The following is a 16,835-nucleotide window of genomic DNA, read 5'->3' on the forward strand; positions in this document are numbered from 1 at the left end:
TTTATTTACTTTTTAAAATAGACATAAAATCTTCACGGTCAATTTCTCTGCAACCTAAACTTTCCAAATGCGGATTGTAAACTTGGCAATCCAATAATTTGTAATTCTCTTTTTTTAGATACAAAGCTAAAGCAATAAAAGCTGTTTTAGATGCATTTGAAACTTTAGAAAACATACTTTCGCCACAGAAAACATTACCTAAATCAATCCCGTATAAACCGCCGACCAGCACTTCATCCTGCCATACTTCTACAGATTTTGCCATTCCCTCTTCGTTGAGTTTACAATACGCTTCAATCATTTCATCTGAAATCCAGGTTCCGTCCTGCCCTTCTCTTTTGATTTTTTGGCAATTTGAAATTACTTCTTTGAAACTCTTATTAAAGGTAACCTTAAAAATCTTTTTGTTGAGGATTTTCTTCATGCTTTTGGAAATCACCAATTCGTCAAAAAACAAGACCATTCTAGGATCTGGCGCCCACCAGAGAATTGGCTCTCCTTCATTAAACCACGGAAAAATACCGCTTTTATAAGCCAGTTGTAAACGTTCTGGACTCAGGTCACCGCCAATTGCCAAAATACCTTCTTCATCGGCTTCTGTGACTGGAGGAAAAAATAAATCTTTAAATAAATAATACATTCTTTAAAATTTCAATAATTACTTAAAATTCCAGTATTTTAAATTCCAAATTCCAATCCCGACAGCTTTCGGAATCAAATAAAAAATTCCAAATCCCAAAATCAAGTGAATGAATTGGAATTTGGAATTTAATATTATTGGAATTTAAACCTTTTTTTAGAACGGTAAATCGTCTGGTTCGTCTTCGTTTATGCTTGTTGCAGGAGCAAAAGTTTCTGCTGAAGGCATTGGTGGTGCTTGAGAAGGTGATTCTGCAGCCATTCTCTCGATTCTCCAACCTTGAATACTATTAAAATAACGAGTTTCTCCTTGAGGATTAACCCATTCTCTTCCTCTTAAATTGATAGAAACTTTTACTGCTTCTCCTTGTTTATAGCTGCTTAGCAAATCACACTTGTCTTGTGTAAATTCGATTAAAATATGTTGTGGATACTGCTCTTCCGTTGTAACTACCAATTCTCTCTTTTTGAATGAGGCACTTACTTGCTGCTCTGGATTCACCACTTTTACTTTTCCTATAACTTCCATCTTCGTCTTTATTTATAATTGTTTCTATTTCTATCTTTTAGCTAAAAGCACTTTCCATGCCGACTCAACATCTTCTTTATCGAGGTATTTCTTGGCTTCTAAATGAATTTTCTCCTGATCGTCGGAACTTAAAACTGCCTTGACCGAGAAATTTTCCTTCACAAATATAGTAACTTCTTTTGTCGTAGGCAAGGCTTCTATATTGCCTAATTTACCTAAATCATTTCCGTTAAAAACTGCGCTTTCTTTAATGAAATTTGGAATAGCGTCTACTCCTACTCCTAGTGTTGTCAAGGGTTTTGCGACTTCAAACAGTCCTTGGTTCGATCTTGAATACCAGTTGTTTCCGAGTCTTGACACTAAATCGATTTTATGCTGATCGATTGCTCCTTTTTCATCTAAAATAGATTCATGAATATGAATTTTTACCACTTCGCATAAAATCAGGTTTCCAGCACCGCCTTCATCACCAAGCGGAATAATTTGCGTCACTTTGCATTCAAACTGAACCGGAGATTCTTTTACGCGATAAGGTTTTACAAAATCTGACGGAATTTGTGTCAATCCAGCTTTTATAAACTCATTTACGCCATCTCCATATTCTGTACTGGCCAAAGAAGTCTGTTGCACTAAATCAAAATTAACAACATTTATTACGACTTCACGTGTTGCTTCTGCGTTTATCAAAGTATGTTTGATGGTATTATCGCGAACACGGCGCGCAGGCGAAAAAACCAAAATCGGTGGGTTGGCACTAAACACATTAAAAAAGCTGAAAGGCGATAAATTCGGAATTCCTTTTTCGCTTATTGTACTAGCAAAAGCTATGGGCCTCGGTCCTACGGCACTCTGCAGATATCCCTGTAATTGAGCCGTTGGGATTTCTTTTGGGTTAATACTAATCATACTTTTTTAGTTTAAGCTGAATCTCATTTCAGTACATGCAAAAGTATAGAAATCGTTTAAGGTTTAGAAATAGTTTAGCGCATAAAAACTTAAATCTTTTAAAGTCGGTCAAAATATTAAATGTGTATATTTCGTTATATTTATACCTCAAAACAATAGATATGTCTTTTTCTGAAAGAACAAATACAACCCGCTGGATTATTATTTCGGTCTGCTTTTTAATCATTTCACTGATTCTCTGGAATACTTATAATTTCTTCCTAATCTTTAAAAACGAAGAACGTCTTAAGATGAACCTTTTTGTGAATGCACAAATTACAATTGTAAACGCTGACGAAAATACCGATGTAGAACTTCCGCTTCAGATAATTGACAACAATACCTCAATTCCCGCCATTGTAATATTGTTTGATAAAGTAGTAAGTGCCAAAAACGTACCAGATGAAATTCTCAACAACAAGAAAAAAAGAGATATTTTCTTGAAAAAACTAAAAAGCGAGAATGAGCCGATTACTTTTGAATATGCTCCCGGAAAATACCAAACGTTGTACTACGGAAACTCTGCTCTGCTCAACAAACTAAAATATTATCCGATTGCGTTATTGTTAATTGTGTTTTTATGCATTGCATTAATCTACAATTTTTACAAAAGCACCAAAATGGCTACCCAAAACAAACTCTGGGCTGGTATGGCAAAAGAAACCGCACATCAGATCGGAACACCTTTGTCTTCTTTAATAGGATGGGTTGAAATCTTAAAAACTGAAAATATTGAGCAGTCCATCACAGCAGAAATAGAAAAAGATATTGAACGCTTGCAAACCATAACCGATCGTTTCTCTAAAATTGGTTCTATTCCTGTTCTGGAACCGCATGATATTGTAACCGAAACATTGAACAGTTACCAATATCTGCAATCTCGTTTTTCTAAACAGATTGCATTTTCATACCAAGCTCCTCAGGAACCAATCTTGTCTTTAATAAATCCGACGCTGCACAGCTGGACTATCGAAAATCTAGTTAAAAATGCAATTGATGCGATGAAAGGAAAAGGAAGTCTAGAATTAAAAATCGAACAGGATGCACAACATATAAAAATCAACATCAAGGATTCGGGAACCGGAATTCCTAAAAAACAATTCAAAACGATATTTGAGCCGGGTTATACGACCAAGAAACGTGGCTGGGGTCTCGGACTTTCTTTGACTAAAAGAATTGTAGAAGAATATCACAACGGAAAAATAAAAGTATTGCAATCAGAAATCGGTAAGGGAACTACGTTTCAGATTATGCTCAACAAAAAAGTGCAGTAAATTTCTTTACTGCACTTTAGTTTTTGTCCGGTTAATTCCTAACCAGTTATTTTATAAATTCGAATGTATTTCTTTCGCCAAAGCTTCGAATTCTTCTTTTGAAAGCGAAACCTTGTTTATGAAACGCATTTCATCCATTTCGTTTAGCGGAATCAAATGTACGTGTGCGTGAGGCACTTCGAGACCTACAACTGCAATTCCGACTCTTTTACATGGAACTGTTTTTTCTAAGGCTGCTGCTACTTTTTTAGAAAACTTCATCAGACCTAGATACAATTCTTCATCCATATCAAAAATCTTATCGATTTCTTGTTTCGGAATACAAAGCGTATGTCCTTTAGCGTTTGGATTTACGTCTAAAAAAGCTAAATAGTTATCATCTTCAGCAATTTTATAACAAGGAATTTCGCCGTTTACTATTTTGGTAAATATTGAGCTCATAGTACTATTTTAGTCTCTTGTAATTTCAAGAATTTCAAATTTCAAAACTCCATTAGGAACTGTAATTTCAGCTACTTCTCCGACAGATTTTCCTAATAAGCCTTTTCCGATTGGAGAGGTTACAGATATTTTTCCGGTTTTTAAATCGGCTTCACTTTCAGCTACAAGTGTATATTTCATCTCCATTCCGTTGCTTTGGTTTTTGATTTTCACATTCGACAAAACCAAAACTTTAGAAACGTCCAATTGAGACTCGTCTATTAATCTCGCATTTGCATATACTTCTTCCAGTTTAGAAATTCTCATTTCCAATAAACCCTGTGCTTCTTTTGCCGCATCATATTCTGCATTTTCAGACAAATCTCCTTTATCTCTTGCATCGGCAATATCTTGAGATGCTTTTGGACGCATTACGCTTTTTAAATGCTCCAATTCATCTTTTAATTTTTTTAATCCTTCTGCTGTATAATAAGATACTTTACTCATAACTTCATCGTTTATATAAATACAAAAAATCCCATCGCGACGGGATTTTCTTACCACAAATATACTATAATTTTTTATAGTACATAATTATATGTTAATCATATGTAAAATTCAAATCTAAATAAATTATTTTTGTTTCACTAATCCTTATTTCAAATAATGAAAAAAATCTGGCTCTTTATCGCGTTTACGGCTGTTTTATTCTCTTGCAGCGACAATAACAGAAACAACAACAATCCGAATATCCCGAATTATTCTGTAAATGCTTATCTGGACAGCAATCTGCCTACTTACAACAATCTAAAGTATGTAAGCAGTCCGGTTTTTGTGACAGGTTATGGAGCAAAAGGAATCATTGTGATGAAAACCGGAGAAGGAACTTATAATGCCTTTGATGCTGCATGCCCGAACCAAGCTTTTAATTCCTGCACCGCCATGACTATCGACGGAATTTATGCTGTTTGTTCTTGTGATAAAACTTCTTATAATTTATATACCGGACTTGGAGGCCAAGAATACCCAATGAAACAATACAGGGTCGAAGTCTCTGGAACTGTGGTTCATGTTTATAATTAACTAAAAAAGCCTGAAAATTTAAACTTTCAGGCTTTTTTTATTCCTTAAAACTTCAAACTCAAACCAACCAAAAAGTTAGTTCCTGCCTGAGGATAATAGTATGGATAAACATCCCACATCGCTCCGTTTGATACATATTTCTTATCAAAGATATTATTGACCAAAGCGGTAATCGTAATTGATTTAAAGATTGAGTTTGGCTTAATTTCGTAAGAAGCATTAAAATCATTTACAAAATAATCGGCCAATTTTGCCGCCGGAAGCTCAATATTGTTCATGTATTGTTCGCCAACGTATTTTTGCAACAACGAAAGATAAAGTCCTTCTATTGGCTTGTAAACAATAATATTTCCGGCAATAACTTCAGGAGAATAGGCAATTTTTGTTGTTCCATAAAATTGTCCTTCAACTGCTAAATCAACATTTTTATTACTACTCAAAGTGAAGTTTGGTCTCAGAATGAATTTTTCTGAAAGCGCAATTGTCGCATCAAATTCAAAACCTAAACGATAACTTTTATCGGTATTCGAACGAATTGGGTTTCCAACATCGTCTAATGTTCCTGTCAGAATCAGCTGATCTTTGTATCTCATGTAATAGAAATTAGAATTCAATTGCACTTTCTCCGAATTAAATCTCCATCCTAATTCAAAATCGTTTAATTTTTCTGGTTTTACGTTTCCTCCTTCATAATCAGTTCTGTTTGGCTCACGATTGGCGCGGGCATAAGAAAAGTACAAAGTGTTTTTTTTATTGATTTCGAAATTCAGACCAGCCTTCGGATTAAAGAAATTAAATTCATCGTCTACCAAACCTGTATCGGCGCTATTGGCTTTATATGTTACTCTTCGGTATTGTAAATCGCCATAAAAACTTAACTTTTCTATCAGTTGGTAATTCGCTTTTGCGAAAACATTCCCGTCGGTTTTTGCAGAATAATCGTCATAATAATGATCTCCTAATTCAGATTGGGAAGCGTATCTTGCCCAGATTACTTTTCCAAAATGATCTCCTTCGTATTTATTCCAGCCGCCGCCTATAATCACATTCAGCTTTTCTGTTGTGTATTTAGCAGAAAAAGTAGTTCCGTAAAAATCATTATCCAACCATTTCTGACGAATCAAATCGGTTTCGGTAACGACTCCAACCGGACTAAGATTATATTCTGCCATGTCGGCATCTTCTTTATAATTCTCAAAATATCCTTTTCCTTTTGTATAATGAAAAGCAAGATTGGTACTCCATTTCTCAGAAATAGATTCACTCCAATGCAACTGATAATGATCTTGATTGTAATTATCGGTTTCGTTATCGTAATAACGTGTATTTCCAAACTCGTCTGTGTATTTACCAGCCGAATTGTATCTGCGGTTTTCGTTTAGCATTTCTGCATCAATACCGTTCCAAGATTGATAGGTCTTTTGAGTTCCTCCAAAAACCAAAGCTTTAATCAAAGTTGTTTTTCCAACATAAGTTCCTTGAAGAAAATACGATTTCAAGTCAGAACTTGCTCTGTCTACATATCCGTCCGATTTCATTGCAGACAAACGTCCTGCAATTTCAAAATGATCATTTAAAAGACCTGTGCTGAATTTTACCGTATTTTTTAAACTGTTGAATGATCCAGCTGAACTCGAAATTTCGCCTGTTGCTTTACTGGCATAACTGTCTGTCAGCATATTTAAGCTCGCACCAAAAGCTCCGGCTCCATTTGTTGAAGTTCCAACACCGCGCTGTAACTGCAGACTTTCTACAGACGAAGCAAAATCGGGCATATTTACCCAAAATGTTCCTTGACTTTCAGAATCGTTGTACGGAATTCCGTTAATCGTTACGTTTACACGAGTTGCATCGCTTCCGCGGACGCGTATTCCTGTATAGCCAATTCCAGCTCCGGCATCAGTTGTAGTCACTACTGAAGGAAGATAATTCATCAAAACAGGAATGTCCTGACCAAGATTTCTGTACTTAATTTCTTTTTTGTCCATATTACTGAAACTCACAGGCGTTTTTGAAGTAACACGAACTGCCGAAACCAAAACCTCATCTAGAGAATTGACTTTGGTAGAATCTTGTTGCTGTGCAAAAGAAAAAATAGAATAGAAGAAAGAAAATAGAAGAAAGAAAATAGATTTGGTTCTACAGAGATTTTCAATCTTTGAGCCTTTGTGGCTTTGTAACTTTGTACCTTTAAAAGTACCTTGAAAAATAGTTTTCATTCGTAAAAATTTACGAATAAAAGGGGGAATTATTCTTTTTGTTAAATTAATAAATGTGTTTCTTACGACAAAATATAGTGCACGCTAACAATTGTCGTTTTTTCCCTTAGCAACATTACTCGCTCAGGTTCTTTGGGTATGATCTCAGCTCGTTATTTAGAGCACCCCTTTGAGACAGCGCAAATGTACTTAATTTCCGCCACGAATTCATGAAATACTTTTAAAAAAATCCCAATTTGATTTCCGCCAGGAATTCACGAATTTCCTTTAATTTATTCGTGAATTGCTTCACCTGTTCGCTATCACTCGAATCTTAACAGAAAAAATAAAAAAATCCCAAACCCCAACAGAATTGGAATTTGGGATTTAAAATATTGGAATTTATTTGGTTAACCAACCAAATTGATAATTTTTCCAGGAACAATAATCACTTTATTTGGCGTTCTGCCGTCTAATTGTTTTTGTGTTCTTTCGTCTTTCATTACGATTTCTTCGATTTGTGCTGCCGTTAAATCCAAAGGCAATTCGATTGTGAAACGCATTTTTCCGTTGAAAGAAACTGGGTATTCTTTATTAGTTTCAACTAAGTGTTTTTCTTCAAAAATTGGGAAAGCAACTTCAGAAATTGAAGTTGTATGCCCTAACTGTGACCATAATTCTTCAGCGATATGCGGTGCATAAGGCGAAACCAAAATAGCTAAAGGTTCTAAAATCGCTCTTGAATGACAGTTTTGAGAAGACAATTCATTTACACAAATCATAAACTGAGAAACTGAAGTATTAAAAGAGAAATTCTCAATATCATCAGCCACTTTTTTGATGGTTTTATGCAATGATTTCAAGTTGTCTTTTGTTGGTTCGTCGTTGTTTACAATTAAACCATTATCATCAAAATACAATCTCCATAATTTTTTCAAGAAACCAAATACACCAGAAATCCCCGCAGTATTCCAAGGTTTTGCTTGCTCTAACGGACCTAAGAACATTTCGTATAAACGTAAAGTATCTGCTCCGTATTCTGCGCAGATATCATCTGGAGTTACAACATTGTATTTCGATTTCGACATTTTTTCGACTTCGCGACCAACGATGTATTTTCCGTTTTCTAAAACAAATTCAGCATCCTCATAATCTGAATTCAACGGATGATTTATAAATGCGCTTATATCTAATTCATCTGACGAATTTACTATTGAAACATCAACATGTAAATCGTTAATATCTAAAATATCAAATGAATCTCCATAAATAGTTATTCCCGTTGTGTTATTTGTTGTTTTTTCAAATAGCAAATTTGAAAGTTCAGTTAATACATCATTCTTTTCTCCATTTAAAATAATATCACTACCTCTATTAAATGAAATATTAAAATCGCTATTAAGATTGGAACTTCTTTTATATTTAATAAATTCTTTATAATATTTTGAACTTATAAATGTTGTTTTTCCATAAAGATTATCTCCAACTGTATCTTGCCCAAATTCATTTCTACCTCCTACAACACTTGTAACTACCAATCTATAAACAAACGCACTCGTCCCCAAAATCATTCCCTGATTAATCAGTTTTTTGAATGGTTCTTCTGTTGGAGCAAAACCTTTGTCTTTTAAGAATTTGTTCCAGAAACGAGAATACAATAAGTGGCCGGTTGCGTGTTCGCTTCCTCCAATATATAAATCTACACTTTCCCAGTAAGCTAATGCCTCTTTACTTGCAAATTCATTTTCGTTGTGTGCGTCCATATAACGCATCCAATACCATGAACTTCCTGCCCAACCTGGCATGGTGTTCAATTCTAAAGGAAAAATAGTTACATTGTCAATCAACTGAGTACTAACCACTGAACATTTCACACTGTCCCAAGCCCAAACTGCTGCGTTTCCTAATGGAGGCAAACCGTCTTCAGTTGGCAAATATTTCTCTACTTCTGGCAAAATAATTGGCAAATGTTGAGCGTCAATCATTTTCGGAAGTCCATTCACGTAATAAACCGGGAACGGTTCACCCCAATAACGCTGACGAGAGAAAACAGCATCACGCAAACGGTAATTTGTTTTACCTTTTCCTTGACCGATTTCTTCCAATTTTTCAATCGCTTTCTGCGTTCCTTTTTTATAATCTAATCCGTTTAAGAAATCAGAATTAGCGATTTCAACGTTGTCTTTTGATCCGTAAGCAGCTTCAGAAATATCAACATTTGCGAAAATGTTTTTGATTTCCTGCATTCCGTTTTGACCTTTAAAGAAATTAGCAAAAGCGTAATCTCTTTCGTCTCCACAAGGAACCGCCATAACCGCTCCAGTTCCATAACCAGCCAAAACATAATCTCCAATCCAAACCGGAATTGGTTCTTTTGTGAATGGATGTTCTGCATAAGCTCCTGTAAATACTCCAGAAATGGTTTTTACATCGGCCATACGCTCACGCTCAGAACGTTTTGACGTTTTTTCGATATAGGCTTCAACTGTTGCTTTTTGTTCTGGAGTTGTAATTTTAGCCACCAAATCGTGCTCTGGCGCCAAGGTCATAAAAGTAACGCCGAAAATAGTATCAGGACGAGTGGTGAAAACTTCAATAAAAAGTTCTGAGTTATTAGTTATAAGTTCAGCGTCTTTGACTTTAAACTTAACCATTGCGCCTACCGATTTTCCAATCCAGTTTCTTTGTGATTCTTTGATTGATTCACTCCAATCAATATCATTTAAACCGTTAAGCAAACGTTCTGCATAGGCAGAAATTCGCATGCTCCACTGCGTCATTTTTTTACGAATAACTGGAAATCCGCCTCTTTCAGAAACTCCGTTTACGATTTCGTCATTTGCCAAAACTGTTCCCAAACCAGGGCACCAGTTTACTTCGGTTTCTGCCAAATACGTCAATCTATATTGCAAAAGGATTTTTTCTTGCTCGTCTTTAGAAAATGCATTCCATTCGCTTGACGAAAAAACAACAATATTATCGTCTGAAACTGCATTTACATTTGCATTTCCTTCTTTTTCGAAAACAGCAACTAAAGTCGAAATATCTTCAGCTTTATCTGTCGTTTTATTGTACCATGAATTGAACAACTGGATAAAAATCCATTGTGTATGTTTGTAATAATCTGGATTTGAGGTACGAACCTCACGTGCCCAATCAAAAGAGAATCCGATTTTATCTAATTGTTTTCTGTATCCTGCAATTTGTTTTCCTTCTTTGTCTACTCCACCGTCAATATTTACACGTGTTGTATCTTCTGGACGTTGTCCAGTCTGAATCGCATATTGTTCTGCTGGCAATCCGAAACTATCGTAACCCATTGGATGCAAAACATTAAAACCTTGATGTCTTTTGAAACGAGAATACACATCTGAAGCTATATAACCCAGCGGATGCCCTACGTGTAATCCCGCTCCAGACGGATAAGGAAACATGTCGAGAACATAATGCTTCGGCTTTTCAGAGTTGTTTTTTGCTGCAAAAGTTTGATTTTCTGCCCAATATTTTTGCCATTTGGCTTCAATTTCGTTTGGATTGTATTTCATCTTAAAGGTTCAAAGTTGCAAAGAGACAAAGTTACAAAGCTTTAGCTCTTTAAATTATGGCGCAAATTTACATTTATTGCGCATTGTAGCAAAGCTATTTCATTGCCAAACAAATAAAATAACAAATTACGTATTACACATTAAGTAAAAATACGTATTATTGCAATTAAAAATACTTATTTATACTGAAATTAATGACAGAAAATAAGAACTATACTATAGAAGTACGCGTTTGGATTGAAGAAACCGAAGGACCTTTTTTGGGAATTGGAAAAATCTGGCTTCTTGAAAATATAAGGAAGACTGGATCGATTACCAATGCTGCAAAAGAAATGAAAATGGCATATCGTCAGGCTTGGCAATTGGTTGAGGAAATGAATCGGCGTGCAGAATCTCCATTAGTAGAAAAACTTCTAGGCGGAAAAGGCGGTGGCGGTGCCCGATTAACCGAAGCTGGAGAAAAAGCTATTGCTATTTTTTATGAAGTTGAAAAACGCATTAAGGAATTCGCTCAAAAAGAAACTCAAAATCTGAAATTTTAATAAAATCCAAACATTCAAAAAAAAAATTAATTAACCAAAACCTATTTTTTCAACCAGCAGTATTCATTTTAAAACATACTGAAAACATCGCAATTTATGAAACTAAATTTTTTGTCATTCCTGCTCTTTCCGCTCATCGGATTTTCACAGCAAAACAATTCAAAACCAACAGATTCCTTAAAAAACTCAAATGTCTTTAATCTTGGAGAAGTCATCATTACCAATCATCAAAATAAGGATACTTTAAATAGAATAACCTCAAAAAGCATGGAATCTCAAAACAAAATGGATGTTTCGAGGGCATTAAATATGCTTCCAGGAGTAAGTTTGACGGCTTCTGGACCACGAAACGAGTCTATGGTTTCTGTTCGTGGTTTCGATTTAAGACAAGTTCCGGTTTATATGGACGGAATTCCGGTTTATGTACCGTACGACGGTTATGTTGATTTGGCGAGATTTACTACTTTTGATTTGGCGGCGATTGATGTTTCAAAAGGATTTTCATCCGTTCTCTACGGACCGAATTCGCTTGGAGGCGCCATTAATCTTGTTTCGAGAAAACCTTCCAAAAAACTAGAATACGATGGGTCTTTAGGAATGATTAACGAAAACGGTTATCGAGGAAATGTAAATATCGGTTCGAACTTAGGCAAATTCTATTTTCAAGGCGGATTTTCGTATTTAGACAGAAATTCGACAAGAATGTCTTCGAATTTTGTTCCGACTGTCAATGAAAATGGCGGACAAAGAGATAATTCGTACCGAACAGATCAAAAAATAAGTTTCAAAATTGGCTGGACTCCGAATGAAAAAAGCGAATACGCCATTGGCTACATCAATCAACAGGGCGAAAAAGGAAATCCGGTTTATGCTGGTTACGACACGCAAAATTCACTATTGTTGAGGCCTCGCTTTTGGCAATGGCCTAATTGGGACAAAGAAAGTTTTTATTTTATTTCGAATTCTGCCTTTGATGATAAAAACAGTTTCAAAACCAGATTGTATTTTGACCGATTCAAAAACACATTAGAAAGTTATGACGATGCTTCGTACTCGGCTCAAACAAAAGCTTATGCCTTTGAAAGCATTTACAACGATTATACTTTTGGAGGAAATCTGGAGTACAACACCAAAATAATTCCGAAAAACGATTTAAAAATTGCTTTTCATTTTAAAGAAGATGTTCACCGCGAAAACAATCTTGGCGAGCCAGTTCGTCATTTTACAGACAATACCGTTTTGATTGGAATAGAAGACGTTTATAAAGTCAATTCAAAATTTACGATAATTCCGGGCATTAGCTACAATATCAGAAAAAACAATGAAGCCGAAGATTACAACAGCACTACAAAAGTAATTTCAGATTTTGCAGATGCAGGCGCAAGTGATGCTTTTAATGCGCAGGTTGGCTTATTTTATCAATTGAATGAGGAACAAAAATTAGGCGCAACGGTTTCGCAGAAAACGAGATTCGCGACTATCAAAGACCGTTATTCTTACAGAATGGGAACTGCTATTCCGAATCCGGATTTGAAGCCTGAGAAAGCAACTAATTACGAATTGAATTATACTGCCAATCTTTTCAACAAAATAACTTTTCAAACAGCACTTTTCTATAGCGAACTTTCAGATGCTATTTTAAGCGTAAGCAATATCGAACCAGGGAAATCACAAATGCAGAATTTTGGTAAAGCAGAATACAAAGGAATCGAAGCTCAATTGAATTATGCTCTTTTAGAAAACCTTTCGCTAAATTTGAATTATACTTATATCGAAAGAAAAAACATTACAAATCCAACTATTCATTTTACAGATGTTCCGAATACGAAAGTTATGGGAACTTTAGAATACAGTCCGATTAAAATACTGCGTTTAATTGCTAATTCTGAGTTCAATTCGCCACGTTTCAGCACAAGTTATGGCGCTCGAGTTCCAGATTACACGCTTTTAAATTTCTATGGTTCTGGAAAAATCACAAAAAATTTCAGCCTTGATGCCGGAATTAACAATATCTTCGATAGAAATTATAGGCTTGTAGAAGGATATCCAGAAGAAGGTCGTAACTTTTTTGTAACGCTTCGTTTTTTTAGCTTCAACTAATTCCAAACTTTATATTTACTTATGAAAGCACAAAATTATATTCTCGTTTTACTGATTGCATTTTCATGTACCATGTGCAATTCTTCTAAAAAAGACAAAGAAGAAATTACGGTAGAAAAAAACTCAAAAGCAGACAATGACAAACATCCAATTCTTACGCCGGAAGACAGCCTAAAAATGGTAAATCATGCCATAGAAGTAAAAGGTGATGTCGAATTTCCGCTAAGTTTAACTGTCGATTCTTTAAAAAAGATGAAAGTTATTACCCTTGACGATTTTAAAGTAGTCTGCCAAAGTGGTGAAGTTAAAAAAGACAATAAAGTATGTAAAGGTGTTCTCTTAAAAGATATTTTAGAGAAAGCCAAAATCAAGCAAAACGGACATAAAGACCGAAATTTTTATATTGTTGCAAGAGCATCAGACGACTATAAAGCTACTTTTTCTTGGGCAGAACTTTTCAATAATCCGACGGGAGAAAATGCTTATATTCTTTTTGAAGAAAACGGAAAACCTATCAAAAATGGCGAAATGATTGCCATCTGCAAAAACGACATCAAAACTGGCCCTCGTCATGTTTATTGGTTAAAAAGCATTGAAGTTTATAAGGTTAAATAAGATTCTGAGGCGCTGAGATTCTAAGCCACTAAGATTTTTATAGCCACAGATTAAAAGGATTCGCACAGATTTAAAAAATCATTTTTAATCCTTTTTAATCTGTGGCTATACTTTATGCTTTGCAAACTTTGCATTTAAACAAGTTTCAATATAGTTTTCTTTTAAAATCTTATTGTCAAACATAGCCCGTGGTTTCAACCACGGGACTACGAATTGTGACCATGATTAAAATCACAAATCAATGGATTGTCACCATGATTGTGTTCCCGTGGTTGAAACCACGGGCTATGTTTAAAATACAAAACGCAAGCTTTGCTTTTCTTGCCACAGATTAAAAGGATTTGTACAGATTTCAAAAGTCATTTTAATCCTTTTAATCTGTGGCTATATTTTATGCTTTGCAAACTTTGCATTTAAACAAGTTTCAATATAGTTTTCTTTTAAAATCTTATTGTCAAACATAGCCCGTGGTTTCAACCACGGGACTACGAATTGTGACCATGATTAAAATCACAAATCAATGGATTGTCACCATGATTGTGTTCCCGTGGTTGAAACCACGGGCTATGTTTAAAATACAAAACGCAAGCTTTGCTTTTCTTGCCATAGATTAATAAGGATTCGCACAGATTTAAAAAATCATTTTTAATCCTTTTAATCTGTGGATATACTTTTTCACTTTGCGGGCTTTACGATTAAACTTCACACAAAGCTTTTCGATTAAACTCCCAATTTATTCAATATTTAAATTGTACTTTTAAGTATAAAAGTTTGTTATTAACTTTAAATAAAGAAATTGTTTATTATTTTTACCACATAATTTAAATAGACTATGAGTTCTAACTTTGATAAATTTCAAAAGCGCAGGTTAATTTCCTCTTATTTTTCGGTTGTATTGAGTGTATTCTTGGTTTTATTCCTTTTGGGAGTACTAGGATTATTCATCATTAATTCTAAAAAACTGGCAGACGATTTTAAAGAAAAAATTGCCATGACCGTTTTCTTTAAAAATGAAGCTAACGACAGTGTCGTAAAAGCTTTTAACACCGAATTAAAGAGAGCGCCTTTTGCCTTATCATATGTTTATGTGTCTAAAGAAAAAGCGGCAAAAGAACATACCGATATTATTGGAGAAGACTTTCTGACATTCTTAGGAGAAAATCCGTTATTGAACTCTTATGACATTCACTTAAAAGCAGATTATGTAGAACGTGACAGTATCGTTAAAATTGAAAACCGTCTTCGTAAAAATGCTATGATTTCTGATATTGTGTACGACAAACAATTGATAAATCTAGTAAATGACAACATCAAAAAAGTAAGTATGTGGATTTTGATCATTAGCGGTTTCCTAACTGTAATTGCTGTACTGCTAATCAATAGTTCCCTTCGTTTATCTATACATTCGAACCGTTTTATCATCAAAACCATGCAGATGGTTGGGGCTACTAAAGCTTTTATTCGTAAACCTTTTGTAATGCGCAGCGTAAAACTCGGAATGCTTGGCGCTGGTCTAGCAATTATTGCTTTGATTGCTCTTCTGATTTATGTTGAAACTAATTTCCCTGGTTTGGTAATTCTAGAAGACAAAATCTTAATCGCCCTAGTTTTGGCTGCAGTCTTCGGATTAGGAGTTTTAATTACATGGGTAAGCACACATTTTGCGACACAACGTTTCCTAAATTTAAGAACAGACGACTTGTATTAATTGAGATTTAATACTTTAGAAATATTACAATTCATAAATAATCACTCGGAATTGCTTTCTGAGAACAAAAAACAAAAATGAAAAACATCAAACAACAGTCTGCAAAAGAGCCTCTTACATTAGAAAATCCAAAACAGGAATTTCTTTTTGACGGCATCAATTATAAAATTCTTTTGATTGGAATTGGCGTAATCGCGCTTGGTTTTATACTAATGGCAGGCGGTGGAAGCACTGATCCAAATGTTTTTAACGAAGAAATTTTCAACTTTAGACGTATTCGTCTGGCTCCGACTACTGTTTTAATCGGTTTCGGAATCACGATTTATTCTATTTTCAAAAAATCAAAATAATCGGATTTCAGATTTTGAATAAGGAAGAAAACCTTCAGTCTAAATCTAAAATCTAAAATCTAAAATCTTTCAATGAATACTCTACAAGCAATTCTTATTGCAATTGTAGAAGGCTTAACAGAATATCTGCCTGTTTCTTCTACCGCACATATGATTTTTACAAGTTCTTTTTTTGGAATACAGGAAGATGATTTTGTAAAATTATTTCAGGTTTCCATTCAATTTGGAGCTATTTTGGCCGTTGTCGTTTTATATTGGAAGAAGTTTTTTGATTTTAGTAAAATCAATTTCTATGTAAAATTGGCTTGTGCAGTAATTCCAGCTTTAATTTTAGGAAAATTATTTGATGACAAAATAGATGCAATTCTCGGAAATCCCATTCCAATTGCAATTGTATTAATTCTTGGAGGAATCATTTTACTTTTTATTGATAAGCAATTTAAAAACCCAACAATTATTCACGAAGAAGACATTACAATAAAAAAAGCTGTAACAATTGGTTTTTGGCAATGTCTGGCAATGATGCCTGGAACAAGTCGCTCTGCTGCTTCAATAATTGGAGGAATGCAACAAGGATTAGATAGACAAACTGCAGCTGAATTCTCTTTTTTTCTTGCCGTTCCAACAATGCTGGCCGTAACTACTTATTCTCTACTACTAAAAACATATGAAGTTTCACAACTTAAAGGATATGAATTACTAACACAATCACCAGACAATCTTAAATTGTTCCTGATGGGAAATGTAATTGCCTTTGTTGTTGCCATTATAGCAATAAAATCTTTTATTGGTGTGATTAAAAAATACGGTTTTAAGCCTTGGGGATACTACAGAATTATTGCGGGAATACTTTTATTGGCTTATTTTTCTTTAAACAAATAGATTAA

The 16,835-nt window shown here is 34.6% G+C and carries 15 protein-coding genes; 8 read left to right on the top strand and 7 right to left on the bottom strand.

The annotated features are described in order from the left end of the window. Nucleotide 1: 1 nt before the first annotated feature. From aat to ACFFLS_RS14735, 3 genes are all read right to left on the bottom strand, one after another. The gene (gene aat, locus ACFFLS_RS14725) at nt 2–640 is read right to left on the bottom strand and encodes a leucyl/phenylalanyl-tRNA--protein transferase (RefSeq protein WP_379684731.1); all 639 of its coding nucleotides are present in this window, start codon (nt 638–640) and stop codon (nt 2–4) included. A 156-nt stretch (nt 641–796) separates the two neighbouring features. Continuing rightward, nucleotides 797–1,168, bottom strand: a complete 372-nt coding sequence (locus tag ACFFLS_RS14730; protein WP_379684730.1) for a DUF3127 domain-containing protein — start codon at nt 1,166–1,168, stop codon at nt 797–799. A gap of 30 nt (nt 1,169–1,198) precedes the next feature. After that, nucleotides 1,199–2,074 carry a flavin reductase family protein gene (locus tag ACFFLS_RS14735; RefSeq protein WP_379689490.1) on the bottom strand — a complete coding sequence of 292 codons (876 nt, stop codon included), beginning with the start codon at nt 2,072–2,074 and terminating at the stop codon, nt 1,199–1,201. 161 nt (nt 2,075–2,235) lie between these two features. Here ACFFLS_RS14735 and ACFFLS_RS14740 point away from each other — a divergent pair, with 161 nt between their 5' ends. Then, a complete protein-coding gene (locus ACFFLS_RS14740) occupies nt 2,236–3,387 on the top strand; it encodes a sensor histidine kinase (RefSeq protein WP_379689492.1) in 1,152 nt (383 codons plus the stop codon). Nucleotides 3,388–3,438: 51 nt separating this feature from the next. Here the strand turns inward: ACFFLS_RS14740 and ACFFLS_RS14745 are convergent, their stop codons facing one another. Both ACFFLS_RS14745 and greA read right to left on the bottom strand, forming a co-directional pair. Continuing rightward, the gene (locus ACFFLS_RS14745; RefSeq protein ID WP_379687908.1) at nt 3,439–3,828 is read right to left on the bottom strand and encodes an HIT family protein; all 390 of its coding nucleotides are present in this window, start codon (nt 3,826–3,828) and stop codon (nt 3,439–3,441) included. Between the two features lie 9 nt (nt 3,829–3,837). Further along, nucleotides 3,838–4,314, bottom strand: coding sequence for a transcription elongation factor GreA (greA, locus tag ACFFLS_RS14750; protein WP_091493555.1), 477 nt, complete (start codon nt 4,312–4,314; stop codon nt 3,838–3,840). A 159-nt stretch (nt 4,315–4,473) separates the two neighbouring features. On the opposite strand from greA, the gene ACFFLS_RS14755 reads away from it, so the two are divergent. Further along, a complete protein-coding gene (locus ACFFLS_RS14755; protein WP_379687909.1) occupies nt 4,474–4,890 on the top strand; it encodes a Rieske (2Fe-2S) protein in 417 nt (138 codons plus the stop codon). A 44-nt stretch (nt 4,891–4,934) separates the two neighbouring features. Here the strand turns inward: ACFFLS_RS14755 and ACFFLS_RS14760 are convergent, their stop codons facing one another. Further along, a complete protein-coding gene (locus tag ACFFLS_RS14760) occupies nt 4,935–7,109 on the bottom strand; it encodes a TonB-dependent receptor (protein ID WP_379687911.1) in 2,175 nt (724 codons plus the stop codon). Between the two features lie 389 nt (nt 7,110–7,498). Next, entirely contained in the window at nt 7,499–10,633 is a 3,135-nt protein-coding gene (locus ACFFLS_RS14765; protein WP_379684726.1) for a leucine--tRNA ligase, read from the bottom strand. A gap of 194 nt (nt 10,634–10,827) precedes the next feature. On the opposite strand from ACFFLS_RS14765, the gene ACFFLS_RS14770 reads away from it, so the two are divergent. From ACFFLS_RS14770 to ACFFLS_RS14795, 6 genes are all read left to right on the top strand, one after another. Continuing rightward, nucleotides 10,828–11,175: a winged helix-turn-helix domain-containing protein gene (locus tag ACFFLS_RS14770; RefSeq protein ID WP_379684725.1), complete on the top strand. Its 348-nt coding sequence runs from the start codon at nt 10,828–10,830 to the stop codon at nt 11,173–11,175. Between the two features lie 96 nt (nt 11,176–11,271). Next, a complete protein-coding gene (locus ACFFLS_RS14775) occupies nt 11,272–13,275 on the top strand; it encodes a TonB-dependent receptor plug domain-containing protein (protein ID WP_379689494.1) in 2,004 nt (667 codons plus the stop codon). A 21-nt stretch (nt 13,276–13,296) separates the two neighbouring features. Beyond that, nucleotides 13,297–13,890 carry a molybdopterin-dependent oxidoreductase gene (locus ACFFLS_RS14780; RefSeq protein ID WP_379684723.1) on the top strand — a complete coding sequence of 198 codons (594 nt, stop codon included), beginning with the start codon at nt 13,297–13,299 and terminating at the stop codon, nt 13,888–13,890. An 832-nt stretch (nt 13,891–14,722) separates the two neighbouring features. Next, on the top strand, nt 14,723–15,598 hold the full coding sequence (locus tag ACFFLS_RS14785; RefSeq protein ID WP_379684722.1) for a cell division protein FtsX: 876 nt from the start codon (nt 14,723–14,725) through the stop codon (nt 15,596–15,598). 77 nt (nt 15,599–15,675) lie between these two features. Continuing rightward, nucleotides 15,676–15,948, top strand: a complete 273-nt coding sequence (locus ACFFLS_RS14790) for a DUF3098 domain-containing protein (RefSeq protein WP_379684721.1) — start codon at nt 15,676–15,678, stop codon at nt 15,946–15,948. Nucleotides 15,949–16,020: 72 nt separating this feature from the next. Continuing rightward, entirely contained in the window at nt 16,021–16,830 is an 810-nt protein-coding gene (locus tag ACFFLS_RS14795; RefSeq protein WP_379684720.1) for an undecaprenyl-diphosphate phosphatase, read from the top strand. Nucleotides 16,831–16,835 lie beyond the last annotated feature (5 nt).

Origin of the sequence: Flavobacterium procerum (assembly GCF_042431625.1) — a bacterium.
GTDB lineage: Bacteria > Bacteroidota > Bacteroidia > Flavobacteriales > Flavobacteriaceae > Flavobacterium > Flavobacterium procerum.